This window comes from Erwinia sp. AK-PDG3-5, assembly GCF_056821705.1.
Genome location: NZ_CM165967.1, coordinates 290,884 through 315,581, shown reverse-complemented (window position 1 = coordinate 315,581; position 24,698 = coordinate 290,884). Strand labels below are relative to the sequence as shown.

The 24,698-nt window shown below is 55.4% G+C and carries 23 protein-coding genes; 9 read left to right on the top strand and 14 right to left on the bottom strand.

What is annotated here, in order from left to right; genetic code table 11:
• The first annotated feature begins 14 nt into the window (after positions 1–14).
• Positions 15–1,370: a GntP family transporter gene (locus tag AC1UKS_RS01380; RefSeq protein ID WP_482435446.1), complete on the top strand. Its 1,356-nt coding sequence runs from the start codon at positions 15–17 to the stop codon at positions 1,368–1,370.
• Positions 1,371–1,540: 170 nt separating this feature from the next.
• The gene (locus tag AC1UKS_RS01375) at positions 1,541–3,037 is read left to right on the top strand and encodes a glucosyltransferase domain-containing protein (RefSeq protein ID WP_482435445.1); all 1,497 of its coding nucleotides are present in this window, start codon (positions 1,541–1,543) and stop codon (positions 3,035–3,037) included.
• Positions 3,038–3,239: 202 nt separating this feature from the next.
• On the opposite strand, the gene cspE is transcribed toward AC1UKS_RS01375, so the two are convergent.
• From cspE to AC1UKS_RS01355, 4 genes are all read right to left on the bottom strand, one after another.
• Positions 3,240–3,452: a transcription antiterminator/RNA stability regulator CspE gene (gene cspE / locus AC1UKS_RS01370; RefSeq protein ID WP_013204302.1), complete on the bottom strand. Its 213-nt coding sequence runs from the start codon at positions 3,450–3,452 to the stop codon at positions 3,240–3,242.
• 340 nt (positions 3,453–3,792) lie between these two features.
• Entirely contained in the window at positions 3,793–5,166 is a 1,374-nt protein-coding gene (locus AC1UKS_RS01365; protein ID WP_482435444.1) for a PTS ascorbate transporter subunit IIC, read from the bottom strand.
• Between the two features lie 42 nt (positions 5,167–5,208).
• Positions 5,209–5,478, bottom strand: coding sequence for a PTS sugar transporter subunit IIB (locus AC1UKS_RS01360; RefSeq protein WP_013204304.1), 270 nt, complete (start codon positions 5,476–5,478; stop codon positions 5,209–5,211).
• A 36-nt stretch (positions 5,479–5,514) separates the two neighbouring features.
• A complete protein-coding gene (locus AC1UKS_RS01355; protein ID WP_265909240.1) occupies positions 5,515–5,976 on the bottom strand; it encodes a PTS sugar transporter subunit IIA in 462 nt (153 codons plus the stop codon).
• Between the two features lie 459 nt (positions 5,977–6,435).
• Between AC1UKS_RS01355 and AC1UKS_RS01350 the strand changes: the two genes are divergently transcribed.
• On the top strand, positions 6,436–7,170 hold the full coding sequence (locus AC1UKS_RS01350) for a GntR family transcriptional regulator (protein WP_265909239.1): 735 nt from the start codon (positions 6,436–6,438) through the stop codon (positions 7,168–7,170).
• Between the two features lie 67 nt (positions 7,171–7,237).
• Here AC1UKS_RS01350 and AC1UKS_RS01345 read toward each other — a convergent pair whose 3' ends face one another.
• Complete coding sequence (locus tag AC1UKS_RS01345; RefSeq protein ID WP_482435443.1) at positions 7,238–8,419, bottom strand: BaiN/RdsA family NAD(P)/FAD-dependent oxidoreductase; 1,182 nt, start codon at positions 8,417–8,419, stop codon at positions 7,238–7,240.
• Positions 8,420–8,660: 241 nt separating this feature from the next.
• Between AC1UKS_RS01345 and pitA the strand changes: the two genes are divergently transcribed.
• Positions 8,661–10,163, top strand: coding sequence for an inorganic phosphate transporter PitA (gene pitA / locus AC1UKS_RS01340; RefSeq protein ID WP_013204309.1), 1,503 nt, complete (start codon positions 8,661–8,663; stop codon positions 10,161–10,163).
• A gap of 69 nt (positions 10,164–10,232) precedes the next feature.
• Here the strand turns inward: pitA and uspB are convergent, their stop codons facing one another.
• Positions 10,233–10,568, bottom strand: a complete 336-nt coding sequence (uspB, locus tag AC1UKS_RS01335) for a universal stress protein UspB (protein ID WP_013204310.1) — start codon at positions 10,566–10,568, stop codon at positions 10,233–10,235.
• A gap of 446 nt (positions 10,569–11,014) precedes the next feature.
• Here uspB and uspA point away from each other — a divergent pair, with 446 nt between their 5' ends.
• Entirely contained in the window at positions 11,015–11,452 is a 438-nt protein-coding gene (gene uspA, locus AC1UKS_RS01330) for a universal stress protein UspA (protein WP_013204311.1), read from the top strand.
• A gap of 66 nt (positions 11,453–11,518) precedes the next feature.
• On the opposite strand, the gene rsmJ is transcribed toward uspA, so the two are convergent.
• On the bottom strand, positions 11,519–12,274 hold the full coding sequence (gene rsmJ, locus AC1UKS_RS01325; RefSeq protein ID WP_482435441.1) for a 16S rRNA (guanine(1516)-N(2))-methyltransferase RsmJ: 756 nt from the start codon (positions 12,272–12,274) through the stop codon (positions 11,519–11,521).
• Between the two features lie 7 nt (positions 12,275–12,281).
• Complete coding sequence (gene prlC / locus AC1UKS_RS01320; protein ID WP_482435440.1) at positions 12,282–14,321, bottom strand: oligopeptidase A; 2,040 nt, start codon at positions 14,319–14,321, stop codon at positions 12,282–12,284.
• A 236-nt stretch (positions 14,322–14,557) separates the two neighbouring features.
• On the opposite strand from prlC, the gene AC1UKS_RS01315 reads away from it, so the two are divergent.
• Complete coding sequence (locus AC1UKS_RS01315; RefSeq protein ID WP_482435439.1) at positions 14,558–15,382, top strand: CPBP family intramembrane glutamic endopeptidase; 825 nt, start codon at positions 14,558–14,560, stop codon at positions 15,380–15,382.
• Between the two features lie 95 nt (positions 15,383–15,477).
• On the top strand, positions 15,478–16,320 hold the full coding sequence (locus AC1UKS_RS01310) for a 23S rRNA (adenine(2030)-N(6))-methyltransferase RlmJ (RefSeq protein ID WP_105760402.1): 843 nt from the start codon (positions 15,478–15,480) through the stop codon (positions 16,318–16,320).
• A 62-nt stretch (positions 16,321–16,382) separates the two neighbouring features.
• Here the strand turns inward: AC1UKS_RS01310 and rnz are convergent, their stop codons facing one another.
• Complete coding sequence (rnz, locus tag AC1UKS_RS01305; RefSeq protein ID WP_265909235.1) at positions 16,383–17,297, bottom strand: ribonuclease Z; 915 nt, start codon at positions 17,295–17,297, stop codon at positions 16,383–16,385.
• Positions 17,298–17,473: 176 nt separating this feature from the next.
• Here rnz and gorA point away from each other — a divergent pair, with 176 nt between their 5' ends.
• Positions 17,474–18,826, top strand: a complete 1,353-nt coding sequence (gorA, locus tag AC1UKS_RS01300) for a glutathione-disulfide reductase (protein WP_482435438.1) — start codon at positions 17,474–17,476, stop codon at positions 18,824–18,826.
• 65 nt (positions 18,827–18,891) lie between these two features.
• Here gorA and AC1UKS_RS01295 read toward each other — a convergent pair whose 3' ends face one another.
• The 5 genes from AC1UKS_RS01295 to AC1UKS_RS01275 form a co-directional block, all read right to left on the bottom strand.
• On the bottom strand, positions 18,892–20,853 hold the full coding sequence (locus tag AC1UKS_RS01295; protein WP_482435437.1) for a methyl-accepting chemotaxis protein: 1,962 nt from the start codon (positions 20,851–20,853) through the stop codon (positions 18,892–18,894).
• A 294-nt stretch (positions 20,854–21,147) separates the two neighbouring features.
• On the bottom strand, positions 21,148–22,044 hold the full coding sequence (locus AC1UKS_RS01290) for an alpha/beta hydrolase (RefSeq protein ID WP_482435436.1): 897 nt from the start codon (positions 22,042–22,044) through the stop codon (positions 21,148–21,150).
• Between the two features lie 270 nt (positions 22,045–22,314).
• Entirely contained in the window at positions 22,315–22,821 is a 507-nt protein-coding gene (locus AC1UKS_RS01285; RefSeq protein WP_041692152.1) for a TIGR00645 family protein, read from the bottom strand.
• 116 nt (positions 22,822–22,937) lie between these two features.
• The gene (locus AC1UKS_RS01280) at positions 22,938–23,192 is read right to left on the bottom strand and encodes a hypothetical protein (protein WP_482435435.1); all 255 of its coding nucleotides are present in this window, start codon (positions 23,190–23,192) and stop codon (positions 22,938–22,940) included.
• A gap of 54 nt (positions 23,193–23,246) precedes the next feature.
• Positions 23,247–23,579 carry a helix-turn-helix domain-containing protein gene (locus AC1UKS_RS01275; protein WP_265909231.1) on the bottom strand — a complete coding sequence of 111 codons (333 nt, stop codon included), beginning with the start codon at positions 23,577–23,579 and terminating at the stop codon, positions 23,247–23,249.
• 215 nt (positions 23,580–23,794) lie between these two features.
• On the opposite strand from AC1UKS_RS01275, the gene AC1UKS_RS01270 reads away from it, so the two are divergent.
• Complete coding sequence (locus AC1UKS_RS01270) at positions 23,795–24,694, top strand: LysR family transcriptional regulator (protein ID WP_072134872.1); 900 nt, start codon at positions 23,795–23,797, stop codon at positions 24,692–24,694.
• The last annotated feature ends 4 nt before the right edge of the window (positions 24,695–24,698 follow it).

Here is a 24,698-nt window from a genome sequence, read left to right as displayed (position 1 = left end):
ACGAGGCTGAAATAATGTCCACCGCCCTGTTATTAACTATCGCCGTCGCCAGCGTGCTGATTTTGCTGCTGATGGTGATCAAACTGAAAATCCACCCGTTCGTCGCCCTGTTAGTGGTCAGTCTGTTAGTGGCGATCGCCACCGGCATCCCGGCGGACAACATTATGAAGGTGATCGTTGCCGGGATGGGCGGCCTGCTGGGGTCGATTACCATCATTATCGTGCTGGGGGCGATGCTCGGGGCGATTATTGAATCTTCCGGCGGCGCGGAGTCGCTGGCGCAGCGCTTCACCCACGCGCTGGGCATTAAACGCACCGTCGCCGCGCTGACCATGGCCGCCTTTATTCTCGGCATCCCGGTGTTCTTTGAAGTCGGCTTTATTATTGTTATCCCGCTGATTTACGGCTTCACCAAGGTCGCGAAGGTCTCACCAATCAAATATGGCCTGCCGATGGCGGGCGTGATGCTGACCGTGCACGTGGCGTTACCGACGCACCCCGGTGCGGCAGCGGCGGCGGGCCTGTTGGGCACCGACGTGGGCTGGCTGATGCTGCTGGGCATCGCGGTGTCGATCCCGGTTGGCGTGGTGGGTTACTTTGTGGCGAAAGCGATGAACCGCCGTCAGTATCATCTGTCGCTGGCGGTGCTGGAGCAGCTGCAGCTGGCTAAACCTGAAAGCACGCCGGGAAAAACCGGGACGCAACCGCCGGGCGCAACGCTGATTGCTTCACTGATTGTGGTGCCTATCGTGTTGATTGTGGTGGGCACGCTGGCGCACACGGCGCTGCCAGAAGGCAACGTTATCCGCCAGCTGCTGACATTAATCGGTACGCCGGCGATTGCGCTGCTGATTGCGCTGTCGCTGTCGGCCTGGCTGCTGGCGCTGCGTCGTGGCATCAGCAAAGAGAAGCTGGGTGAACTGCTGGATCGCGCCATCCCAAGCTCGGCGGGAGTGATCCTCGTCGCCGGCGCGGGCGGTGCTTTTGGTAAAGTGCTGGTCGAGTCCGGCGTGGGTAAAGCGCTGGCGCTGTCGCTGGAAACCATCCATCTGCCGCTGATCCCCGCCGCCTTTATTCTGTCGCTGGCGCTGCGGGCATCGCAGGGGTCGGCAACCGTGGCGATCCTGACCACCAGCGGACTGTTGACCCAGGCCGTCACCGGCCTGAGCGATATGCAGCTGGTGCTGGTTACGCTGTCAGCCTGCTTTGGCGGACTGGGCCTGTCCCACGTAAACGACGCCGGTTTCTGGGTGGTCACCCGTTACCTCGGCTTGTCAGTGGCGGACGGCTTGAAAACCTGGACCGTGCTGACCACCGCGATGGGCGTCACCGGCTTTGTGCTGGTCTGGCTGCTCTCTGCGGTGATTTAAAGGCTTTATGCGGCAGAGCCTGAACTCTGCCGCACGCTGTTACTCAAAATTGCAAACGCCCTCTCATATCCCCCGTTAATACGGACTTCCGCCACCGACATTCCTGGTTAAACTGAAGCACTCCACGGCTGTTTAGTGGCTCTTCAACGCACGCCTTAATCTGGAATAACATGCGCAATGGTGAGTCTGCCACCTCAGTAATCAGCCGTCACCGGCAGATCCTTTACACCTTCCTGACTGGCCTGCTGATGACGCTGCCGCTGTGGAGCGAAAAAGTGTATTACCGGGATGACTTCTTCCGCATTGTTAATGGCCAGGCCAATCTGTGGATCTCCAACGGCCGCCCGTTAACCTGGCTGATTAACGTTGCGCTGCGCTTTAATACCAGCGTCAACGATATCTCGCCGCTGCCTTTGCTGATGGGCCTGGCGATCCTCGCCGCCGCCAGCGTGATATACGCAGAAAAACTGGCGCTACCGCTACGCGGTTACTGGCAGCTGTTGCCCGCCCAGTTTATGATGCTCAACCCTTTTCTCGCGCAGTCACTGCTCTATAGCTATGACTCGCTGACCATGATGCTGTCGCTGGCCATGGCGATGCTAGCCAGTCTGCCGTTCCGATTCAGTCGGACTCTTAATATCCTGCTGACGGCGGGGCTGATGCTGTTGGTACTGACTACGTACCAGACCGGATTGAATGTGTATCTCGGCTGTTGCGCCATTATCACCTTCAGGCTGTGGGTTAACCGTGAGGCGATCTGGCCGTATATCGGCGAAAAAATGGCGGCCGGTCTGATCGCCGCCGTGCTGTATAAGGTCATTATCGTCGCCTGGCTGGTGACCGACCCTTACAGCCTGGCGCACAGTAAAATGATTCCGCCCGGATCCGCTGCCATTGCCACCTTGTTGCAGAACGTCGACAGCTTCACCGCGATGGTGCTGAGCGCGTTTCCGGGTAATAAGGTGCTGCTGATTGCAGTTCCGCTGCTGTTAGCCGCTCTGGGGTTGCTGAGGTTACTGGTCAGGACGGCAAGAGAGGCTGGCTCCGCCAGGCGGAAAATGGTCAACGGCCTGGCGATCGTTCTGCTGCCGTTTCTGGCGATCGCCGCCATTCCGGGGCTTTCATTGCTGCTGAGCGAACCGGTAATCAGTCCTCGCGTGCTGATTGCCTGGAGTTGCTTCAGCCTGTTTTGCTTCTGCGTCAATATTCTGGCCTTTCCGGCGATACGACGTTGGGTACAGGCTTTGACGCTGCTGCCGCTGTTTTACTGCCTGGTGTTGATGGTCTCGGCCTTTAACACCGTCGCCAACGATCAGCGCTACACCGCAAATCTGCTGCAGCGAATGAAGATCGACCTGTCGCATATCCCCCCCCAGGACGTGAAGAATATTGCGTTTATCGGCCAGCCGGCCGATTCACCCGATATCATCATCAGCCTGCGTAACTTCCCGCTGATCAAGGCTATTCGCCTGCCGATGCTGATGGAGTCAGCGCCCTGGGAATATCAGGTGCTGGCTCTGCGGGAAAATATCGCCCTGCGGTTAACGCCAACCCTGCCGGAGATGAAAACCGCGACGGCCACCTATCTGTCACAGGACTGCGTCTACAAACTGTTCCTGTACCAGCAAACGGCGGTATTTGATTTCAGGACCGGCCCCTGCCGCTGAGCGCTGTTACCGAATCACGCCCATAAAAAAAGCCACTCCGCCGGATAACCGCGCGCCTTGATGGCGGCCGTTCCCGGGGAGTGGCTTTTACTGAACGCTGAAAACAAAAAACCCGCACAAGGCGGGTTTTTTTATCGCGGGTACCTGGCTGCTCGGGCTAATGCCGTCATCGCTGTCGCAAGTGTTAGCGAAGTATCAGCAATTACAGAGCAACTACGTTGCCAGCTGATGGACCTTTAGCACCGTTCTCGATAGTGAACTCTACTTTCTGGCCTTCATCTAAAGTTTTGAAATCGTTGCTCTGGATTGCAGAGAAATGTACGAATACATCTTTGCTGCCGTCTTCTGGAGAAATGAAGCCGAAGCCTTTGTCAGAGTTGAACCATTTTACTAAACCAGTCATTTTGTTAGACATAGATATTTCCTTTAATTTTTTGAGCCACTCAACGCGGCGAACTTGGCCTGAGTTTCAGATAATTACTTATGGGCGCACTTAGGAGGAGGCTCATGAGGAAGGGTATCTAGGGATAACACTTAAACTGAGGACTGCTTTACTAAAACTGCTTACATAAGGTCTGTGTTCCAAACCGATGACGCATACTACGCGCAGCACGACTCATTAAGCAAGCGTTAATTTTTTTGATGATTTTTTAACAAGTTGAGATCCTCCCATTCTGCCGATCCCGAACCGCGATAAGGAAACCGCAACCGGAGGCACCTTCGCTTGCCTGACCGGTTGCGGTGAGCCGTTGGGCTTAACCTGCGTTCTCTTCCACCACGACTTTTTTCGGCGCGGCGAAGTTATAAATCACTAACAGGCCGAAAATGCCGGTGATGATCATGGTGATGGTCCCTTTATCCATAAAGTGAGCCATGTTGCCCAGCAGGATCCCCACCACGCCGAAATCGGTATCCGAGAAGGTGGTGTTGGTCAGGCCAATCTGTCCCAGAACCGGCAGCAACGCCACCGGCAGGAAGGTGATCAGTATGCCGTGCGCAAAGGCACCGCAGATCGCCCCGCGCTTGCCGCCGGTGGCATTACCGAACACGCCCGCCGTCGCGCCACAGAAGAAGTGAGGCACCACACCCGGCAGAATCAGCACCCAGTGCAGCTGACCGAGGATAAACAACCCCATCAGGCCACCGATGAAGCTGGAAATAAAGCCGACCAGCACCGCATTAGGCGCATACGGGAAGACAATTGGGCAATCCAGCGCAGGACGGGCATTCGGCACCAGCTTTTCGGAGAAGCCCGTAAAGGCAGGAACGATTTCGGCCAGAATCAGACGCACACCCTGCAGAATGATGAAGACACCGGCGGCAAAGGTAATGGCCTGAATAAAGGAGTACACCAGGTAGTTCTGACCGTTACTGAAGTTCGTTTCCACATACGCTTTACCGGCGGAAACCGACAGGATTAGGTAAATGATCATCATCGTCAGCGAGATAGAAATGGTGCTGTCACGCAAAAAACTGAGGTTTTTTGGCATGTTCATTTCTTCGGTAGATTTGGAACCTTTACCGACCAGCGAGCCAATCCAACCCGATAACACATAGCCAATGGTACCGGTATGCGCCAGCGCGACGTGGTCACCGCCGATGATCTTACGCATATAAGGCTGAGCAATGGCCGGGAAGGTCGCCATCAGAATACCCAACGCCAGCGAACCGGTATAAATAAGCTGGATGCCTTCAAAACCCGCCACCGATAAAATAATCGCGATCATACAGGCCATATAGAAGGTGACATGGCCGGACAGATAGATATATTTCAGACGGGTGAACCGGGCGACCACGATATTCGCCACCATGCCGAAGGCCATAATCATGGTGGTAGGGGCACCATATTTCGCCAGTGCAATGGAGACCATCGCTTCGTTATTGGGAATGATGCCCTGTACATCAAACGCCTGTTTGAAAATGTCGCCCAGTGGCGTCAGTGAGCCGACCAATACCGTCGCTCCGCCCGCCAGCACCAGGAAGCCCAGAATGGTTTTTACCGTGCCCTTAATCACATCAGGCAGCGGCTTCTTCTGTGCAACAAGGCCGAATAATGCCACCAGTCCAACCAGGATGGAGGGCACTTTCAGCACGTCGACGACGAACTGCAAAAGGTTTTGCGTAAACATTTTAACCTCGAGGGTAAGGTGTTTATCTGGTTATGAGCGTTATTATTTGCCGAAATACTCGCGTACTTTTTGCTCAATTTCCTTCAGGTCAATAATGTTATTTATGATAATGACCTTTTGTTCCGGAAGATTGGCGCTGTAGGCAATGTCTTTCGCCATAACAAACACATCGGCCACATCAGGCGTTACCGAGCCGAGATCGGAGTGTTCCACTTCCGCTTCAATTCCGAGAGTTTTCAGCACTTTTTTGATGTTCATTTCCATCATGAAGCTACTGCCCAAACCTGAACCACACACCGCCATAATTTTCATATCAAACCTCAATATCTGTTAGTCAAAAGGAGAGTGTTAACGGGCAGACCCGCCGCCTACTAAAATCGTCATCAGGGCTTCTTTGCTGCCCGCATTGAAGAGCAGTTCCATGGTGTCTTCATCGGAAAGAACTTCCGCCAGTTGGGAAATCATTTCGATGTGGCTGTTGCTGTCCGGTGCGGCAAACATGAATATCGCGCTGACCGGATCGTTCTCTTCAGAATCAAAGTTCACCGCATTGCCCAACAGTACAATCGACAACCCCAGTTTTAATGCGCCCTGCTCAGGACGCGCATGGGGCATGGCAATCCGCGGCGCGATAACAAAATAGGGTCCGATCTGCTCTTTTTGCTGAATGATGGCATCAATGTAATCTTGTGAAATGATCCCTTCACTGAGCAGCGGACGCCCGGCGATCAGCAGCGCGTCCTTCCAGTCAGCAACGCTTTCAACGTATTGAATTTTATTATTATCTAACCAATTTCCCAGGTGTGGCATAATCTTCATCCTGCTGTTTACATGAGCGATCTGATTGAGTTGTACAGTCAGATAATGTTTAGCCTCATTTTTTCCTGCCCGTTTCCTATCCACAAATCTGACTTAAAAACGGCCAAACCAGCAGGAAAAATGATTTCAAAATAAATCAATAAAATTGATTTATTACAGACAGTTAAAATAATAAGCACGGCAGATAGTGCATTGACCCAAAAGCCATGGCCTCTGTAAGGCGATCCCGTCTATACATGTTTCAGGTGTCTAGTCATCTCAATAATGTACGTGGACGTGTACAGATACAACATGTAAAGTTTAAAACCAGCTGGACAGGCTGACCCTCAGTGTAAATTCGTTAAGTTGATCACATATCCATGTAACCAAAGTGATATTCAGCACGGAAAGTCAGGCAAATCGCGGCCGGACTGGGGAAATCTGTCTTTCACTCTCACGGGAAGAAAATCGATGGTTGATGGCATTACAGAAAAACAGCGAGAGGTTGTTGATTACATCCTCAACAAAATTAAGGACGATGGCCTTCTACCCGGAGAGAAGCTGGATACCGAAATTTCAATTGCCAAAAACATTGGCATTACCCGCGCGACGGTGCGCGAAGCAACGCGCATTCTGATAGAGCAACAGCGGATTTACCGGGTGAAAGGATCCGGGCTTTTTGTTGGGTCTATCGGGATAAGTAACCAGTCGGGGCGATTTCACGCGCTGTCACCGTTTGATTATCAGGCGCAAAAGCATGGTCACAAAGGCGTCAGAAAAATCATTTCGGTCAGCATCATGAAGGTGCCGTCAGCAGATATGGCGCAGGCGCTGCGCATTAAGAACAGCGATCAGGTCTATAAGATTTTACGTTTGATGTGCTTCGATGATATTCCGGTGGCGCTGGAACATATTCACCTGCCGGTAAACCTGTTTAGCAGCATGGAATTCAGCAAGCTGGAAATCTCGAAATATTCTTATATCGAGGAGCTTACCGGGAAGAAAGTCCAGCTCAGGGATCAAAACCTGACGGCGTTAAATTTAACCGATCCGGAGATGATCGCGTTATTAAAGCTGACGGAAAACGATGCGGTTATTCAGATCAATGAAACCGTGTTTCTCGACGACGGCGTGCCGTGCGAGGTGAACATTGCCATCATCAACACCCGCCTGTTCCCGCTGAAGCAGAATTCCCAACGGCCTTAACGGCCGTTGCAGAACGGTGCTATCGTCGCCTCATTGCCAGCGCTTGCGAAGCGCGGCTGAGTGACGATCACAGCGCCTGCGCACACGCCCAGGCCGATGCCCACGCCCACTGGAAGTTATAGCCGCCCAGCCAGCCCGAAACATCCACCACCTCACCGATAAAGTACAGGCCAGGCACATCCCGTGCTTCCATGGTTTTCGACGACAGCACGCTGGTATCGACGCCGCCAAGGGTCACTTCGGCGGTGCGGTAACCCTCAGTGCCGTTAGGCTGAATGCGCCAGTTGTGCAGCAGCGCGACCAGCTCAGCCTGCTGGCGGTTGTTAAGCTGCTTTAAAGTGCATTCCGGCACGTGGCCGAGCAGCTGCAGGCTGTCGACCAGCCGGCGCGGCAGCACTTTTGCCAAAGTGTTTTTCAGGCTTTGATTCGGATGGGCGTCGCGCTCTTCATTAATAAAGGCGCCGAGCTCGCGTTCCGGTGACAGGTTGATGGTGACGAACTCACCCGGCAACCAGTAGCTGGAGAGCTGTAACACTGCCGGTCCTGATAATCCCCGGTGGGTAAACAGCAACGCCTCTTTAAACACCGTGCCGTCTTCGGCGGTGACGGTCGCAGGCACCGCCACGCCGGACAGCGTCTGCAGCTGTTCCAGCAGCGGCTTATGCAAGGTGAACGGCACCAGCCCGGCACGGGTCGGAAACACTTTCAGGCCGAACTGCTCCGCAATCTTGTAGCCAAACGGCGACGCGCCCAATCCCGGCATCGACAGCCCGCCGGTGGCAATCACCAGCTTATCCGCCTGCACCGTATCGCCATTCAGCTGAAGCCGGTACGTCTCGTCGCGGGAAACGCTCAGCACTTCGCTTCTCAGCCGCACCGTGACCTTCCCCGCTTCGCACTCTTTCAGCAGCAGGTCGACAACCTGTTGCGCTGACTCATCACAAAACAGCTGCCCCAGCGTCTTCTCATGCCAGGCAATGCCGTGGCGGTTGATCAGATCGATAAAATCCCACTGGGTATACCGCGCCAGCGCCGATTTGCAGAAATGGGGGTTTTGCGACAGGTAGGCCGCCGGTTCGATAAACAGGTTGGTGAAGTTGCAGCGGCCGCCGCCGGACATCAGGATCTTACGGCCGGCCTTTTTGCCGTTATCCAGCAGCAGCACCCGCTTGCCGCGTTGTCCCGCCTGCGCGGCACAAAACAAACCAGCCGCACCGGCGCCAATAATGATAACGTCAAACTTTTCCACGACTCGCTCCGGGGCTGCTGAAAAAACGCTGATTGTAGTGATAAGGGGCCGCTGATACCAGAGTCACAAAACGCGCGTCCGGCAAAGATCGCAAAACCGGTTATTTTTTGCGCAGAGCAATGTTCTGAATTCATCTAATCGCCACATAAATGTCAAAAAAAGTCTATATTTCGCTTTCCCCGGCCGCGCTTTCTCGCTGATAATGCGCCGCGTTCATGTCCTCCAAAATGGCTTAACGCTTATGTTACATCTGTTTGCTGGTCTCGATTATCACACCGGTATTTTACTGGTGCTTGCGCTGCTTTTTGTGTTGTTCTACGAAGCGATCAATGGCTTCCACGATACGGCCAATGCTGTGGCTACCGTTATTTATACCCGCGCAATGCGATCGCAACTTGCGGTGGTGATGGCCGGAGTATTCAACTTCTTTGGCGTCATGCTGGGCGGACTGAGTGTGGCGTATGCCATCGTTCATTTGCTTCCCACTGACCTGTTGCTTAATGTTGGATCGGCGCATGGCCTTGCCATGGTCTTCTCCATGTTGCTGGCGGCAATTATCTGGAACCTCGGCACCTGGTACTTCGGTCTGCCGGCCTCCAGCTCCCATACCCTCATCGGGGCCATTATCGGCATTGGCCTGACCAACGCACTGATTACCGGCACTTCGGTAGTGGACGCGCTGAACATCCCGAAAATGATCGGCATTTTTGCCTCGCTGGTGATCTCACCGATTGTCGGCCTGGTGCTGGCTGGCGGCCTGGTTTTCCTGCTGCGTCGTTACTGGAGCGGGAACAAAAAGCGTCTGCGCATTCATATGACCCCAGCCGATCGTGAAAAGATTGACGGTAAAAAGAAACCGCCATTCTGGACCCGGATCGCGCTGATTGTTTCCGCTATCGGCGTGAGCTACTCACACGGTGCGAACGATGGTCAGAAAGGCATTGGCCTGATTATGCTGGTGTTGATTGGCGTCGCCCCGGCCGGCTTCGTGGTCAATATGAACTCCTCTGGCTATGACATCACCCGTACCCGCGATGCGGTGAATCATCTGGAGCAGTACTATCAGCAGCATGCTGATTCGCTGACCCATATTATTCAGATGGCGCCGCCGGCCGTTCCTACGCCGGAAGAAGTGCCAAGCGGCCCGCATGAGTTCCACTGTGATGCGGCCCGTGCGCTGCCGGCTATCGACCATGCCCAGAGCCTGTTGAATAACCTGCAGAGCTACGACAACCTGACCGTCGATCAGCGCGCGCAGCTTCGCCGTCTGCTGATGTGTATCTCCGATACCGCAGAGAAAGCCGCCAAGCTGCCTGGCGTCAGCAATGACGATCAGCGCTTCCTCGGTAAGCTGAAAAGCGACCTGTTGAACACCGTTGAGTACGCACCGATCTGGATTATCGTGGCGGTCGCGCTGGCGCTGTCGCTGGGTACCATGGTTGGCTGGCGCCGTGTGGCGACCACTATCGGTGAGAAAATCGGTAAAAAAGGCATGACCTATGCGCAGGGCATGTCCGCGCAGATGACTGCCGCGGTCTCCATCGGCGTGGCGAGCTACACCGGAATGCCGGTGTCGACCACCCATGTGCTCTCTTCTTCCGTCGCCGGTACCATGCTGGTTGATGGCGGAGGCGTACAGAGTCGCACCATCAAAAATATCCTGTTGGCATGGGTGTTGACTCTGCCAGTCTCGATCGTGTTGTCCGGTGGACTGTACTGGATTGCGTTGAGGTTCGTGGCGTAATCAGCAGCAGAAAAAACAAAAGGGCGGAGATCATCTCCGCCCTTTTTCGTTTCTGATGTCGGCGCGGCGTTAGTGCCAAATCGCCAGCCCGACCAGACTAATTACAATCAATCCGCATAAGGCGCTGGTCAGGATAAACTGGCCCCGAACCCGCTCGCAGCGGCGAATAAACTCATCATCATGATGGTCGCGATAACGCTGTGACCAGATATAACGCACCAGTCGAACCTGCTTGCTCGGCTGCCCGTGTGAGGTAAAAAATCCCGCGCCATCCACATATTGATACAGTAAAGGGTCACACCCACGTAGCACCACTAAAAGCGCGCGCAAAGAGGAAAAGTAGCGCGCCATATTCACCACACAAACCACACAAAGAGCCCAGAAAAGCGCGATGGTGCTGATCATGATCCCCTCCCGGCAAGGCATCTAAAGGACGTTATCCGCGGGGAATGCCGGACAAGCCCCACAATGATTCGCCAATCACCTCATTGAACCAGACAGAATTGAAGTTGTAACCGCTGAGCGACCGTCATTAGCGCATAACGGGTCGTTAATATCAGTGTAGGAGATTTGATTAAAATAATTCCAGCGATGTTTTGCCTGAGCAGCAGAAAGAGAGAAAAATTCATTTTGATCCCGCTCGCAAAGGGCGCGGCCTGCACGCCCGTCTGTTAACAATTCGGGCTATAATCAATGCGAAAACTATAAAGGTGCCGGGATGTTTGCTCATCTCAGGCGCGGTACTAAACCATCATGCATTAAACATTAGCAACGGATTTCAATGTGTTATGATGCAAAAAGACAACTTTGTCGGCGGATAACTCTCCGCAACGAATGAAAGGAGTATCGTTATGTCTTACAAACACATTCTGATTGCAGTCGACCTTTCCCCTGAAAGTAAGCTGCTGGTCGCCAAAGCGGTGTCCATGGCGCGTCCTTACGATGCCAAAGTGTCACTGATCCACGTCGATGTGAACTATTCCGACCTGTATACCGGGTTGATCGATGTGAACCTTGGCGATATGCAAAAACGTATCTCTGAAGAGACCCATACCGCCCTGACTGACCTCTCTAACAGCGCAGGCTACCCGATTTCCGAAACCCTTAGCGGCAGCGGCGATCTGGGCCAGGTATTAGTCGACGCCATCAAAAAATACGATGTGGATTTGGTGGTCTGTGGTCACCATCAGGACTTCTGGAGCAAGCTGATGTCCTCGGCTCGCCAGCTGATCAACACCGTACATATCGATATGCTGATCGTGCCGCTGCGCGACGAAGAAGACGAATAGTCTGAGGCATAAGTCATAAAAAAGGGCGGAAGAAATTCCGCCCTTTTTATTTTCGCCATCCCGCACCTAGTCGCTGACCAGCGGCGGATAGATGTCAAAACGGTGGCTTTTGGTCACCACCGCCGCCTGAGTTACCACGCCCGCCAGTGGCGGTGCGTAGTCAGGCCGCTTCACCACCACGCGCTTCTTCGCCAGACGCCGGGCCGGTTCCAGCAGGCCGTCGGCATCGTCATCGGCACCCACCAGCGTTTGAAAAACTCGCATCTCTTTTTTGACCAGCGCGCTTTTCTGCTTGTGGGGGAACATCGGATCGAGATAAACCACATCCGGCTGTTCAACGATATCAGCGAGCGCCTGCAGGCTCGACGCGTGGATCAAGGTCAGCCGTTCGCGCAGCCAGCCGCCGATTTCGGCACTTTCATAGCCCCGCCGTAAACCGTCATCCAGCAGCGCGGCCACCACCGGATGGCGCTCCAGCATCTGCACCCGGCAGCCAATCGAGGCCAGCACAAACGCATCGCGTCCCAGACCGGCAGTGGCATCGACCACCGCAGGCAGATAACCGCTTTTGATACCGACCGCTCTGGCCACCGCTTCGCCGCGGCCACCACCAAAACGCCGACGGTGCGCCATCGCGCCTTCAACGAAATCGACAAAAATCCCGCCAAGCTTAGGCTCATCGAGCTTGCGCAGTTCGAGGTGCGTGGCGGTCATCACTAATGCCATCGGCGCTGACGCATCGTGCTCCAGCTGCCAGCGATCGGCTAAAACAGATAAGGCGCCGTCTCCGGCGCCCGATTCATCCACTAAACAAATCTTCACGTTAACGCTATTCCTGAATACCGTAATGAGCCAGCATCGCATCCAGCTGAGGCTCACGCCCACGGAAGCGTTTGAACAGCTCCATTGGCTCTTCAGACCCGCCACGGGTCAGAATGTTATCGAGGAATGACTGGCCCGTTTCACGATTGAAAATACCTTCTTCTTCAAAGCGCGAATAAGCATCGGCCGCCAGCACGTCGGCCCACAGATAGCTGTAGTACCCCGCCGCATAGCCGCCGGCAAAGATATGGCTAAAGGCATGCGGGAAGCGGCCCCATGCCGGGCTTGGGATCACCGCCACCAGCTGTTTAATCTCTTTCAGCATCTCAAGGATCTGCGCGCCTTTGGCCGGGTCAAACTCGGCATGCAGGCGGAAGTCGAACAGGCCGAACTCCAGCTGACGCAGGATAAACAGCGCCGCCTGGTAGTTTTTCGCCGCCAGCATTTTCTCCAGCAGTTCCTGCGGCAGTGGCTCGCCGGTTTCATAATGGCCGGAGATAAAGGCCAGTGCTTGCGGCTCCCAGCACCAGTTTTCCATAAACTGGCTTGGCAGCTCGACCGCATCCCATGGCACTCCGCTGATGCCGGACACGCCCGGCGTTTCGATGCGGGTCAGCATATGGTGCAGGCCATGACCAAATTCATGGAACAGCGTGGTCACTTCATCATGGGTAAACAGCGCAGGCTTGCCCTTCAGCGGACGGTTGAAGTTACAGGTCAGGTAGGCGACCGGTTTTTGCAGCGAACCGTCGGCAAGGCGCATCTGGCCAACGCAGTCATCCATCCACGCCCCGCCGCGTTTATGTTCACGCGCATAGAGATCCAGATAGAAGCTGCCGCGCAGCTCGCCGGTTTCGTCGAACAGATCGAAGAAACGCACGTCAGGATGATAAACATCGACGTCTTTGCGCTCTTTGGCAGTGATGCCGTAAATGCGTTTCACCACTTCGAACAGGCCGTTAACCGCACGCTCTTCCGGGAAGTAAGGACGCAGCTGTTCGTCGCTGATAGAAAACAGGTGCTGCTTCTGCTTCTCACCAAAATAGGTCAGATCCCACGGGTTCAGGTCAGAAACGCCGTGCTCTTTCAGCGCGAAGGCGCGCAGCTGTTCAATTTCACGCTCGGCCTGCGGACGGGCACGTTTTGCCAGACCGGTCAGGAAGTCGGTGACCTGCGCCGGATTCTCGGCCATTTTGGTGGCCAGCGATTTGTCGGCGTAGGAGTCAAAGCCCAGCAATTGGGCCAGTTCGTGGCGCAGCGCCAGCTCTTCAGCCATCACCTCGCTGTTGTCCCACTTGCCGGCATTCGGGCCCTGGTCGGAGGCACGGGTAGAGAAGGCGCGGTACATCTCTTCACGCAGCGCCTGGTTGTCGCAATAGGTCATCACCGGCAGATAGCTCGGGATATCCAACGTTAACAGCCAGCCTTCCTGCTCTTTGGCTTCTGCCTGGGCTTTGGCCGCGCCCAGGGCGCTTTCCGGCAGACCGGCAAGTTCGCTTTCATCGGTGACAAGCTTGCTCCAGCCCATGGTGGCATCAAGCACGTTGTTGCTGTATTTCGAGCCCAGCTCGGACAGACGCGCGGCGATTTCGCCATAACGCTTCTGCTTCTCTTTCGACAGGCCAATACCGGACAACTCAAAATCACGCAGCGCGTTATCCACGGCCTTTTTCTGCGGGGCGGTTAATCCGGCGTAGCTGGTCTCTTTCAGATTGCGGTAAGCCTGATACAGGCCTTCGTGCTGGCCCACCCAGGTACTGTATTCGGACAGCAGCGGCAGCGTTTGCTCATAGGCTTCACGCAGTTCCGGGCTGTTTTTCACCGAGTTCAGGTGGCTGACCGGTGAGAACAGACGGCTTAAATGGTCGTCAACTTCAGCAAGGGGCTGAACCAGGTTATCCCATGTGTAAGGCGCGCCCTGGGCAACCGCCTTCTCAACCGCCGCGCGGCTCTCGGCCAGTGCCTGAGTAACAGCAGGGACCACGTGCTCGGGTTTGATGGCGGAGAAAGGAGGAAGCGTAAAAGAGGAGAGTAACGGATTGGTCATTGCGCAGTCCTTATAGTCAAACATGTTTGAGGCGCGTTTAAGCGCGCGATTAGGTTAACATGAGGCTAAGTGTAGCGAAATTCAATGGCCTGATTGAGAAAACCCGGCTGTTGATCCTGGTCATTTGCACCCGCAAATCCTGACCTTTTCACCACGATTCCAGTTGCCTACCCCGACGGCCAGCCGCATACTTTCGCCGTTTTCCAGTTAATACGATTTCTACACGGAGTGTTGTTATGTGGTACGTCTTTGCGGCCTCGTTACTTTTTCTGCCTTTTTACCGCCGCGCCTCGTTCGGGCTGCTGGCGCTGGCGCTGATTATGGCGGCCGTGGATGGCACGCTTCACTGGCCGGCAATCGCCGCCTTAATGGTGCTTGGCGCGGTGGCGATCGGCCATCGTCAAATCAAAAAACCTGCCGCCGTGACGCTGGTGACTGAAGCGGTACTGGTGCTGGGCGCGGTGGCGCTGATGCTGCATCTGATCCCCGGATTCTCTAACCCGCAGATTGTCAGCGAGGTGAAAGCCGGGCCAGAAAGCGCGCCGTTCAGCTTCTATTACAACTTCGATAAGGCGTTGATCCCCTTCCTGCTGCTCGCCTGTCTGCCCACGCTGCTTAAGCGTCCGGCGGCCGGGCCGAAGAACACGCTGTGGTGGCTGGTGCTGATGCTGTCATTGCCGCTATTGCTGCTGATTGCCACTCTGGCCGGCGGCCTGCGCGTCGAGCGGCATCTGCCCGAGTGGCTGGGTGCCTTTGTGCTGGCGAACCTGTTCTTTGTCTCGTTTGCCGAGGAAGCGCTGTTTCGGGGCTATCTGCAACAACGGCTGAGCCAGAAGCTGGGCAACGTCTGGGGATTACTGATTGCCGCCGCGGTGTTTGGCCTGGCGCATATCGCCGGCGGCCCGCTGCTGGTAATTTTCGCCAGCCTGGCGGGGATTATCTACGGCCTGGCGTGGCTATGGAGCGGCAGAGTGTGGGTCGCCACGCTGGTGCACTTCAGCTTTAATCTGCTGCACCTGCTGTTCTTTACCTATCCGATGTGGCAGCACCTGCCAGGATAACAGAGCATTTTAAGCGCAGGACAGTTATACTGGCGCCAATATGTGCCGCCCAGCGGCGGCACGCTCCTCATTCCCCACCGGACAGATCCCACGACATGCTGAGTTATCGCCACAGTTTTCATGCCGGCAATCACGCCGACGTTCTCAAACATACCGTTCAGAGCCTGATTATCACTGCGCTTAATGAGAAGGATAAACCCTACCTCTATCTGGACACCCACGCCGGTGCCGGGCGCTATCAGCTGAGCGGCGAGCACGCCGAGCGCACGGGTGAATATCTGGAAGGCATTGCCCGTATCTGGCAACAGGACGATCTGCCGGAAGAGCTGGAGAGCTATATCTCCTGCGTCCAGGCACTGAACAAGAACGGCAAGCTGCGCTTTTATCCGGGCTCACCGCTGATCGCCCGTCATCTGCTGCGTCCGTTCGACAAGCTGAACATGACCGAGCTGCACCCAAGCGATTACCCGATGCTGCGTAACGAGTTCCAGAAAGATGACCGTGCCCGCACCGAACGTGCAGACGGTTTCCAGCAGCTGAAATCCAAGCTTCCGCCGCTGTCACGCCGGGGTCTGGTGCTGATCGATCCGCCTTACGAAATGAAATCCGATTATCAGGCGGTGGTTCAGGGGCTGGTTGAAGGCTATAAGCGCTTTGGTACCGGCGTGTTCGCGCTGTGGTATCCGGTGGTGCTGCGTCAACAGATCAAACGCATTACCAAAGAGCTGGAAGCATCCGGTATTCGCCGTATCCTGCAGATCGAACTGGGCGTGCGTCCGGACAGCGATCGCTTTGGCATGACCGCGTCAGGGATGATTGTGATCAACCCACCGTGGAAGCTGGAGCAGCAGATGAACAACGTGCTGCCGTGGCTGCTGAAGCACCTGGTGCCATCCGGCACCGGTCACACCAAAGTCAGCTGGATTGTGCCGGAATAAATGCCGCTCGTGGGACGCCGCCGCGCGTCCCACCGTATCATCCCTGCCTTTCGAACCGCCGCTCAGAGCCGGAATAGCGAGAAATCATGCGCCATTTCGGTATCCGGAAATATCGCCCGACACTCCGCCAGTAACCTTTCCGCATCCTCTCGCAGATAACGCGAACTGAGGTGGGTGACGATCAGCTTTTTCGCGCCCGCGTTCTTTGCCGCCGTGGCCGCCTGCACCGTTGAAGAGTGCCCCCGACTGTTGGCTTTCTCTTCCAGCGCCACTTCCAGCGTGGCTTCATGCACCATCACATCGGCATTCGCCGCCAGTTCGGCGGCAGCGGCCGTCGGGCTGGTATCGCCGAAAATCGCCAGCGTCAGGCCTTTGGTTGCCGGGCCAAGATAGTCTTTGCCCCTGACCACCCGACCGTCGTCCATGGTCACGGTTTTGCCCAATTTGAGCTGCTGGAACAGCACGCCGGGCTTGATGCCGTCGGCCAGCAGCCGTTGCGCATCCAGCGCGCCCGGCTTGTCATGCTCTTCAATGCGGAAGCCGTAACACTCAACCGGATGGGTCAGCGGCCAGGCGGTGACGCGGAAATGCTCATCGCTAAACAGCTCGCCGGCGGCGATCTCGACAATCTCCAGCGGGAAGGTCAGCCAGGAACCACTCAGGCTGAGGGTGGTGTCGATAAAGGCCTTGATGCCTTTTGGGCCGTAAAGGGTCAGGGTGTCGCTGATGCCATTCATCGAGCGGCTGGTCAGCAACCCCGGCAGACCAAAAATATGGTCGCCGTGCAGATGGGTGATAAAAATTTTCTCGATTTTCCCGGTCTTTACCTGGGAGCGCATCATCTGATGCTGGGTGCCTTCGCCACAGTCAAATAGCCAGCATCCGCTGCGCGTCCCCTGCAAATTTAAGGCGATACTGGTGACATTCCGCTGGCGGCTGGGCGTGCCCGCGCCGGTCCCTAAAAATAGCAGTTCCATCTGGCCTCTCTCTGCCTGTTAGTATGCGAAAACAGTGAGCCATCTCGCAGTAATTGTCGATTATCGCTGATTTACGCCCCGCTGCCCTATCACAATCATAGACGCAAACTTTGCGGCATTTAACCGAGTGGCGTTACACTACTGCCAATTCATTTCACTGACTTATGGAATCACCGATGACCAGACATTATGACTACCTTGCTATTGGCGGCGGCAGCGGCGGTATCGCCTCTATTAACCGTGCCGCGATGTACGGACAGAAATGCGCGCTGATCGAAGCGAAAGAACTCGGCGGTACCTGTGTAAACGTCGGCTGTGTCCCGAAGAAAGTGATGTGGCACGCGGCGCAGATTGCCGAAGCGATCCATTTGTATGGCCCGGATTACGGCTTCGATACCACCGTTAACAGCTTTAACTGGGCGACGCTGGTCAAAAACCGCAGCGCTTATATCGACCGTATTCACACCTCGTACGATAACGTGCTGGGTAAAAACAACGTCGACGTGATCAAAGGCTACGCGCGCTTTATCGATGCGCACACCGTGGAAGTGAACGGCGAAAAAATTACTGCCGACAACATCCTGATCGCCACCGGCGGCCGTCCAACCCATCCGTCGATTCCGGGTGCGGAATACGGTATCGACTCTGACGGCTTCTTCGAGCTGGATGCCCTGCCAAAACGCACTGCCGTTGTCGGTGCCGGCTACATCGCGGTCGAAATCGCCGGAGTGGTGAACGCACTGGGTTCCGAAACCCACCTGTTTGTGCGTAAACACGCGCCGCTGCGCAGCTTCGATCCGTTGATCGTCGATACGCTGGTTGAAGTGATGAATGCTGAAGGCCCGGCGCTGCACACCGAATCCGTGCCGAAAGCGGTGATCAAAAATGCCGACGGCAGCCTGACGCTGCAGCTGGAAAATGGCCAGGAGCAGACCGTTGACTGTCTGGTATGGGCCATCGGTCGTGAGCCAATGACCGACAACCTGAACCTGGACGTCACGGGCGTGAAGCTGAATGAAAAAGGGTACATCAGCGTCGATAAGTACCAGAACACCAGCGTATCTGGCATTTATGCGGTTGGTGATAACACCGGTGCGGTTGAATTAACGCCGGTGGCGGTTGCCGCAGGTCGTCGTCTGTCCGAGCGCCTGTTCAACAACAAGCCTGAAGAGCATCTGGATTACAGCAACGTGCCAACCGTGGTGTTCAGCCACCCGCCAATCGGCACCGTGGGCCTGAGCGAGTCGGAAGCGCGTGAGAAGTACGGCGACGATGAAGTGAAAGTGTATAAGTCGGCGTTCACCGCCATGTACACCGCCGTGACGCAGCACCGTCAGCCGTGCCGCATGAAGCTGGTTTGCGTGGGTAAAGACGAGAAGATCGTCGGCATCCACGGTATCGGCTACGGTATGGATGAGATGCTGCAAGGCTTCGCGGTCGCGCTGAAAATGGGCGCCACCAAGAAAGACTTTGACAACACCGTGGCTATCCACCCGACCGGTTCGGAAGAGTTTGTCACCATGCGTTAAGTCCTGCTTCAGGATCAAAAAAGCCAGCATATGCTGGCTTTTTTATTGGCGGAGGGTCGGCGAAATTACCCTTTCTCGTTCGCCCCGGAGAGGCTCTGCAATACGGACAGCTGCGCGACAGCGTCCTGCATCGCATCCATACCGGCGGTCAGGCTGCGCAGGCTACCGAGGTGCTGCGCGATGCTTTCACGCTGGTGCGCGGTTTGATGGCTCATGGCGGCAATCGTATCCGCCGCAGCGATGCTGCGTTCCGCCATCTCGGTGGAAGTTTCCACCGTTTCGCTGGCGACGGTACGGATGCGGAAAATGGTATCCACCGCCTGACCAATATTGCCTGCCGTTGAATCCGCCTGCTCTTTCGAAGACTGGGCCAGCCGACGAACTTCCCCGGCCACCACCGCAAATCCCCGTCCGGCTTCCCCGGCGCGCGCCGCTTCCACCGCCGCATTCAGCGACAGCAAATTGGTCTGGAAGGCGATATTGCTGATGCCGCTGGTGATCTCGTTGATGCCGTTGGAAATTTTCTCCAGGTCATCCAGCCCCTGCCCCAAACGTTGCTGAGCCTGCTGGCTTTTCTGCGCAATATCGCCAATCGAACGGATACTGTTTTCCGCCATCCCCAGCGTCTCATTCTGCGTCTGGGTAGCGGCTTCCAGCATCGGTAAGGCTTCCATCAGCGGTGCCAGCTCGTGCTGATAGGCGATCACCCGCTTCAGCACCCGCGACTGAATGCTGTTCAGCGCTTCCCAACGGCGCAGCGCGCGTTGCGCATAATGCCCGGCGTACCCGGCGTACTGTACCGGGAACTGGCTCATCGCCTTCACGTCCTGGTTGAAAAACACCAGCGCAGAGAGCGTCTGGTTAATCGGCACGCCAAGGATTTCGCCAAAGCTGGAGAAGCCTGCGGCCGGCAGCCCCTTAAAGAAATGCGCATTATGCAGTTGCCCTTCGTTGCCAACCCGGCGCAGGATGCAGTCATTCATCAGAATGGCCGCCGGCCTGCCGCGGTTGGCGATAAAGGCTTGCCAGTCCTGACGCGTGGTCTGTTTAAAATCTTTCTCTTCCAGCAGATACAGGCGGTCGCCAAATTCCAGGTCGCAGAAAAACTGAATGCTGTCGGCGTCAATTTTGGCGATGGAGCGAATGAAATACTCCTCGCCGACCTTCACGCCAAAGGTCAGCCCTTTCAGCTTTTCGGTCAGCTGCGGCACGTTGCAGCCCAGCCAGCTGGCCAGCGCGTCAGTAAACCTCACCTGCTGGCCCTGCTGATCGAATACCGAACTGACCGTGCGGCCAATCGGATCGGCCTCGGCGATCAGCCAGCTTTTGTCTTTTGGGACAAAGTTCTGACTTTTGAACGGCGCAAAGGATTTGCCGGCGGCCATCTGGCAGAAAATGATTACCGCTTTGCCCTGCAGAATTTTGCCACCCACGCCGATCCAGGTGCCATCAAACTCAATCTTACCGCCAGCCGAGCCGCCGATCGCCAGGCACGGGAAGCGTCCACAGTTGTACCAGGCCTGCATCAGGAAGCCTTCCGAGGCGGACAGGCCATCGCAGTAAATCATCGCGAAGGTGCGGTCGGATGAGAGTGGCATCCGCACCGCCAGCCTGCTGAGCTCCTGCTGGATGGCGTTGATACGGTCGGCAGCGGTATGGGTGTCATTGACATGTAAATCAACGATATGGGTTTCATGACGCGCTATCAGGCTCTCCGGCAGCAACAGCCAGCTCCCCTGCTGACCGGCGCCGTCGCAATAGGTGGTCTCTTTGCCGCTGCTGCTTAGTGCGCCATTGGACGAGAGGGTAATCACCGTCAAATCGGCGGAGCTAAAGCGCTGCCAGCTCTGGCTGACCGGCTGAAAGTCGGCATACGGCGGCACAAAGGTCATGAGAATGCCGGCACTTTTTTCACTGAGTCCGGCCTGCGAAAGCGAAGCAGGCAGGCTGCGGCAGTCAAAGGTCCCGTTTGCGGGCTGGTGTTTATTACGAAACAGCAAAGACGACAGGCGCTGTTTAATCGCCATTAATGGAAACATGGTTTTACCTATACTTTTCAAATACTTGATTAATTATGGGTGGTGAAGCAGAAAGTCTGACGACCAAAGGAGGGCTAAAGGCATGTTCCATACGCGAGAAGAACTCAGAAGTGAGAGAAAACGCGGCTTGTGTTTACTGCCTCTCACGTCATAAACGTTATCGCCCGATTGCGGGAAAACTTTAACGGTGGCGGGTTACGAAGGTTTTTTTTACCGGCAGCTGACGCGGCGTGGCGTGCTGAAGCATGAGTGCGGCAGGTGAATGCACCGTCACGGTGCAGCTTACTTACGGGCATCCAGCCAGATGGCGTAGGCTTCATCCCAAATCGCCGCCGGGGAACCGGCTTTACCGAGGCCAAAACCGTGTCCGCCACGGGTGATATTAATCTGCTCAACCGGTACGCCCATACGCCGGCAAACGGTGTGCATGATCACCGTGTTATGCGGGTTAGAGATCGGATCGTCTTCCGCCTGCGCCAGGAAAGTCGGCGGGTAGTTACGGGTGACATAATTCTCTACCGACCAGTTCGCCTCTTCATTCGCGGAGGCATTGTTACCGACCAGCTGCTTGTGCGTGGTGGTGTGGGTATACGGCGGCTCCAGGGTGATCACCGGGTAAATCAGCCCGACGCTGTCCACCACCGGGACCACATTATCCAGCGCATCCTGCGGCTCGTAGGTGACGAACCCAGGACGGGCCGCCGCCATACCAAACAGGTGGCCACCGGCTGAGAAGCCCAGCAGATGCACCTTACGTTCCATCGAGCGCACCAGACGAATGGCGCGCTGGGCGTCCTGCAACGGGGCAAGGCTGCCTGCGTGCCACTTCTCACGCGGCAGGCGATAGCTGAGGACATAGGCGGTATAGCCACGCGCATTCAGCCAGCGCGCCACGGGCCAGGCTTCGCCACCCATGCCGATCCAGCGATAGCCGCCACCCGCGGCAATCAATACGGCCGATCCGTTCGGGTTTTCTGGCTGGAAGCGTTGGATCGCCGGGCTGACGATATTCGACCACGAGCCGTTGGCAGAAACATGCAGGTTTCCGCTGGGTCCGCCGCCGCCGGGCGGTTCGTCCTGCCACAGAGGGATAATATCTTCTCTGGCAAACAGTTTTCCGGTGGTCATCGCAAGCAACGTGGCGCCGGTTCCTAATATCAACCGACGACGACTAATCATCTGGCATTTCCGTCCTCAGTTATCAACAGGCGATCCCAGGCCATGGGAAGATACCTGATATCATGCAATGCAAATGCCAGAAGTTATTCGCAGAATAACCGCATTTCAGTGCGATATCAGGGAATGTCGGCGACCGTGATGTTTTTATATCGGCAGGGTATCCGGGCTCTTCACCGCTTTTTATGCGATTTGCCCCTGTGGATGCAAGCAAAACAGCGCGATAAGGTGAAAAAAGCGGGAAATCTGCCCGGAACGCCGGGCAGATGGGGCTTAGTGGCTACTGAGCTTCTCTTTCCGCGACAGGCTGTCCAGATAGCCCATCACAAACGCCGAGAGTACGAAGGTCAGATGGATCACCACATACCACAGCAGTTTATTGTCCGGAATATTTTTGGCATCCATAAACACCCGCAGCAGGTGAATGGAAGAGATGGCAACAATCGACGCGGCCACTTTGTTTTTCAGCGAGCCGGAATCCATTTTACCCAACCAGCTGAGCTTCTCTTTGTGGTCGGCAATATCCAGTTTTGAGACGAAGTTTTCGTAACCGGAGAGCATCACCATCACCAGCAGACCGCCGACCAGCGTCAGGTCGATCATCGACAGCAGCACTAACACCAGGTCGTTTTCTGCCATCGCCAATACATTTGGCAACAGGTGAAAAACCTCCTGGAAAAATTTAATCGCAAGTGCCAGTAGACCCAGCGACAGCCCGATATAAATCGGCGCCAGCAGCCAGCGTGAGGCATAAATGAGGTTTTCAGCGAAACGTTCCATAGCATCCCGTAAGCAAATTAACACGGGGGTCAGTATACCCGAGGAAATATTAAATTTTGCATAGCGCCGGCTTATCGCAGCGATATTTAACGGATTTTACGCGAACAGAGGGCGTTTTACTTTGGTTGGCTGGAAAAGCTGATGTCGCCCACCGCACCCACGGTCTCAACCGGCCGCAGTACCCGTTGTACCTGACGGGCATAACCCACCAGTCCCTGAGTGAGGTCCTGGGCAGCCCCGTTTGCGCTAAAGCAGCTGCCCGGATCGCAGTGAACAGTGAGAACACTGACCGGCGCTTGCGGGCCCAGGGTCAGGGCAAAAGCAGGTCCACTCATCGCCACGGCGATAAGTAACAACAGAGTCTTTTTCATCTTGTTTAGCTTACAGGAGGTGTAGGGTTAAAGGTGTTGCCTGGCTACGCTGACTCAGTGAATTTCACGGTGCTGGTTGCGATAGTCTCTTGGCGTGATATTAAAATGCTTTTTGAACACCCGCTGGAAACACTGCTGGGAAGAAAATCCCAGATCCATCGAGATGGTCATAATGGTCTTATGGGAACTGATCAGGCTTTTGGCCGCTTCGTCCAGTCGACGGCAGCGGATAAAGGTGCCTAAGGTCATGCCCTGTTGCTCTTTAAATGCACGTTGCAGGTGCCATTTTGAATAGCCCGAACGGGCGGCTACGGCTTCAATATTCAGACCATCATCAAGGTGCTCTTCAATCCAGTCGATGATAATTTCTACGATTTCGCCTTTCACTTGCTCTCTCCCGGGACGCACAGCCTGCACAAGGCCGCCGCCATTTGCGCGATGGAATTATTATAGGTGTATGTTTTTGTTATGCTTTGAGGTGATATGCAAAAAATAATGCAACATATCAAATATTGATGGTGTGGATGTTATAAAGAAGTTTAAAATAGTTCAAATAGATAATTTGAATCTTCATTTATAGATAGCATCTATAAGGCCGTATTATGATGGATCTCAATCTTGTCCGTGTGTTTATCGCCATTTACGAAACACGCAGCGTCAGCGGTGCGGCAGACCGGCTGTTCATTACCCAACCCTCTGCCAGTTATGCGTTATCGCGTCTGAGAAATGAAACCAACGACGAGCTGTTTAAACGCAGCCGGGCCGGCATGGAGCCCACCCCGATCGCTTTGCAGTTGTATAAGGTGTTCAAAAAGTCCCTGACCGGCATTGAAAAGGCGGTCGCGGATACGCGAAACTTTGTGCCCGCCACCTCGCGGCAAAAATTCCGCCTCGCCCTGTCTGACCTCGGCGAACTGTTGCTGCTCCCCGGACTGGTGGCCTCATTGCGGGTGGAGGCGCCGCACATTCAGCTGGAAGTGGTGGCGATAGAATCCCTCAGGCTGAATGACTGGCTGTTGACCGGCAAGGTGGATGCCGCCATCTGCAACCGCAACGAAACCATCTCTTCCGCACAGCGCGAACTGCTGCTGTATGAACGCTATGTTTGCCTGCTGAACGAACAGCATCCCCGCATTGGCAGTACGCTGTCGTTTGATGAATATATGCGGGAACAGCATGTGATTGTGGCCGCCAGCAGCGGGCACCATATCGTGGAAGACCGGCTTAAAGAGTTTGGGCTGGAGCGTGAAATCGCGCTGGAAGTGCCGCGATTCTCCGCGCTGGGCGAACTGATTTCCTCCAGCGAACTGCTGGTCACCCTGCCTTCAGCTGCCGCCAAAATTTATCAGCGCAGGGGCAATGGTCGCCTGCTGGAGCTGCCGTTCCAGGTGGCGGATCAGGAAGTCTTTGTCTATGCGCATACCGAAATCGGCGATATCTCCGCCAAGACCTGGTTTTATAATTTCCTGAAAGATATCGCGCCCGGCTTAATGGATCACTGACGCG